The following is a 3,530-nucleotide window of genomic DNA, read 5'->3' as shown; positions in this document are numbered from 1 at the left end:
CCGCACCCGCAGCCCCGGCCGCCGACGGCGACGCCAAGGCCGCGCACGGCGAGGACCGCCGCGCCCGCGCGCACGCCCCGGCCAACGCCGAAGGCAGCTCGATCCGCGTCGGCGTGGAAAAGGTCGATCAGCTGATCAACCTGGTCGGCGAGCTCGTGATCACGCAGGCGATGCTGGCCGAAACCACCAGCGCGTTCGATCCGGCGCTGCACGACCGCCTCTACAACGGCATGGCGCAGCTCGAACGCAACGCGCGCGATCTGCAGGAAGCGGTGATGTCGATCCGCATGATGCCGATGGATTACGTGTTCAGCCGCTTCCCGCGCCTGGTGCGCGATCTGGCGACCAAGTTGGGCAAGGAAGTGGAGCTGGTCACGTTCGGCCAGGCGACCGAACTCGACAAGAGCCTGATCGAACGGATCATCGATCCGCTGACCCACCTGGTGCGCAACAGCCTCGACCACGGCATCGAAACGGTCGAGAAGCGCCGCGCGGCGGGCAAGGATGCGGTCGGCCAACTGGTGCTGTCGGCCGCGCATCACGGCGGCAACATCGTGATCGAGGTCAGCGACGACGGCGCCGGCCTGAACCGCGAACGGATTCTCGCCAAGGCGGCCCAGCAGGGCATCCCGGTGGCGGACAACATCAGCGACGACGAAGTCTGGAACCTGATCTTCGCGCCGGGCTTCTCGACCGCCGAAACCATCACCGACGTGTCGGGCCGCGGCGTCGGCATGGACGTGGTCAAGCGCAACATCCAGTCGATGGGCGGCCACGTCGAAATTCAATCGTTCGCGGGCCGCGGCACCACCACCCGGATCGTGCTGCCGCTGACGCTGGCGATTCTCGACGGCATGTCGGTGAAGGTCGGCAACGAGATCTTCATCCTGCCGCTGAACTTCGTGATGGAGTCGCTGCAACCGGCCGCCGCCGATATCTACACGGTCGGCAACGGCGAGCGCGTGGTGCGCGTGCGCGGCGAATACCTGCCGCTGGTCGCGCTGCACGAGGTGTTCACGGTGGCGGATGCGCGCACCGATCCGACCCAGGGCATCGTCACCATCATGGAAACCGAAGGCCGCCGCTTCGCGATGCTGATCGACGAACTGGTGGGGCAGCAGCAGGTGGTCGTGAAGAACCTCGAAACGAACTACCGCAAGGTTCATGGCATTTCGGCCGCAACCATTCTCGGCGACGGCAGCGTCGCCCTGATCGTGGACGTGGCCGCCCTCAACCGCGATGCCCGCGCCGCGCATGGCGCGGGGGCGCTCGCGACTTTCTAACCGCTACGCGGCCTGGCCGCACTGGAGGACAACGTGTCCGAAGTCCAATCGATCCAACAAGCGGCCGCGCTCGCGGGCGCCAACCGGCGCGACGCCGCGCATGCCGACGCCGCCGGCCAGGAATTCCTGGTGTTTACGCTCGGCGACGAGGAATACGGCATCGACATCCTGAAGGTTCAGGAAATCCGCGGCTACGACAGCGTCACGCGCATCGCGAACGCGCCCGAGTTCATCAAGGGCGTGATCAACCTGCGCGGCATCATCGTGCCGATCGTCGACATGCGCATCAAGTTCCACCTCGGCCGCATCGAGTACGACCACCAGACGGTAGTGATCATCCTGAACGTCGCGCATCGCGTGGTCGGGATGGTGGTGGACGGCGTGTCCGACGTGCTGACGCTGACCCCGGACCAGGTCATGCCGGCGCCGGAATTCGGCGCGACGCTGACCACCGAGTACCTGACGGGCCTCGGCAGCGTGGACGGCCGGATGCTGATCCTGATGGATATCGAAAAGTTGATGACCAGCCGCGAAATGGCCCTCATCGACCAATTCGGCGTGTAAGCGCCAACCCGACTTCTCACGGGGAGAGTCACGATGTTGCACAACTGGTCGATCCGCACGACGCTAACCGCGATCGGATTGTCGTTCGTATTGCTTACCGCCGTGGTCGGCGGCCTGGGCCTCGTGGCGCTGAACCAGACGGGCGGCGCGCTCGACGAGATCGTGGGCGGCGACATCCCCGCCATCCGTTCGCTGACCAACAGCTCGTCGTACCTGCTGCGCACGCGCGTCTCGCTCGACCGGGTGCGCGCGCTGACCGAATCGGGCAAGACCGAAGACGCGCAAAGCGCCGTCGCCCGCACGCAGCAGCTCTACGATCTGGCCGTGCAGAACTGGCAGTCGTTCCAGGCGCTGCCGAAAGCCGGCGTGGACAGCGCGCAGCTCGACGAGGTGTCGGCGCGCCGCGATACGCTCAAGACGGCGCTCGACGCCGAGATCGCGGCGGTCAAGGGCGGCGACATGGCCGCTTACCACGCGATCGCGGATACCCAGATCAGCCCGATGTTCGTGGCCTACGACACCGCGGCCAGCGCCGTGGTGACCGCGCTCGAGAAACGCATCGCCGCGCACCACGACCGCACCGAATCGCAGATCTCGCTGATGCTGACCTGCATCGCGGTCGGCATCGGCCTGTCGGTGCTGATGATCGTGCTGGTGCGCTTTATGCTGCGCGGCCTGATCGTCGGCCCGCTCGAGGACGCGATCGGCAAGTTCGAGCGGATCGCCGCGGGCGATCTGTCCGAGCGCGTGCAGCAACAGGGCAACAACGAGATCGGACGCCTGTTCGGCGGCATCGGCCACATGCAGGAAGCGATGACGTCGATGGTGAAATCCGTGCATCGCGGCGCCGAATCGATCGACGTCGGCGCGCACGAGATCGCGAGCGGCAACGTGGATCTGTCGCAGCGCACCGAGCAGCAGGCCGCATCGCTGCAGGAAACCGCGTCGAGCATGGAGCAACTGACGGGCACCGTGCGCCAGAACGCCGAGAACGCGCGCCAGGCGAGCCAGTTGGCCGTCAACGCCTCGGACATCGCGACGCGCGGCGGCGAGGTGGTCAGCGAGGTGGTGTCCACCATGCAGGCGATCTCGGTCAGCTCGAACAAGGTGGTCGACATCATCGGCACCATCGAGGGCATCGCGTTCCAGACCAACATCCTCGCGCTGAACGCGGCCGTGGAAGCGGCGCGGGCCGGCGAACAGGGCCGCGGCTTCGCGGTGGTGGCCGGCGAAGTGCGCTCGCTCGCGCAGCGCAGCGCCACGGCGGCGCGCGAAATCAAGCAATTGATCGGCGATTCGGCCGACAACGTGCGCAACGGCTCGGAGCTGGTCGAGCGCGCCGGCGCGACGATGGCCGAGATCGTGCAGGCGGTGCGCCGCGTGACCGACATCATCGGCGAGATCAGCGCCGCGTCGCACGAGCAATCCACCGGCATCGAGCAGATCAACCGCGCGGTCGGCCAGATGGACGCCGTCACGCAGCAGAACGCCGCGCTGGTCGAGCAGGCCGCCGCGGCGGCCGCGTCGCTCGAGGATCAGACGCGCCAACTGAAGGCGGTCGTGTCGGGCTGGCGCGTGGAGGGCGGCATTGCCTCGCTGACGCTGGCCGTGGCCGAACCGGCGCGCCGCCCGCAAGCGGCGGCGCTGCCCGCGCCGAAGGGTCGGCAGAGCGGCGCGTCGGGA

3 protein-coding genes are annotated in these 3,530 nt (G+C 67.6%); all 3 read left to right on the top strand.

What is annotated here, in order from left to right:
- A partial coding sequence (locus G3N92_RS32135; protein WP_206131563.1) for a chemotaxis protein CheW occupies positions 1 to 1,283 on the top strand: 1,283 nt, incomplete at its 5' end.
- Positions 1,284 to 1,316: 33 nt separating this feature from the next.
- On the top strand, positions 1,317 to 1,847 hold the full coding sequence (gene cheW, locus G3N92_RS32130; RefSeq protein WP_206131562.1) for a chemotaxis protein CheW: 531 nt from the start codon (positions 1,317 to 1,319) through the stop codon (positions 1,845 to 1,847).
- Positions 1,848 to 1,880: 33 nt separating this feature from the next.
- On the top strand, positions 1,881 to 3,530 hold a 1,650-nt coding region (locus G3N92_RS32125), incomplete at its 3' end, for a methyl-accepting chemotaxis protein (protein WP_206131561.1).

This window comes from Burkholderia sp. Ac-20379, assembly GCF_017104645.1.
Lineage (GTDB): Bacteria > Pseudomonadota > Gammaproteobacteria > Burkholderiales > Burkholderiaceae > Burkholderia.
Note: the sequence above shows the minus strand (reverse complement) of the source record. Positions and strands in the feature narration are given on the sequence as shown.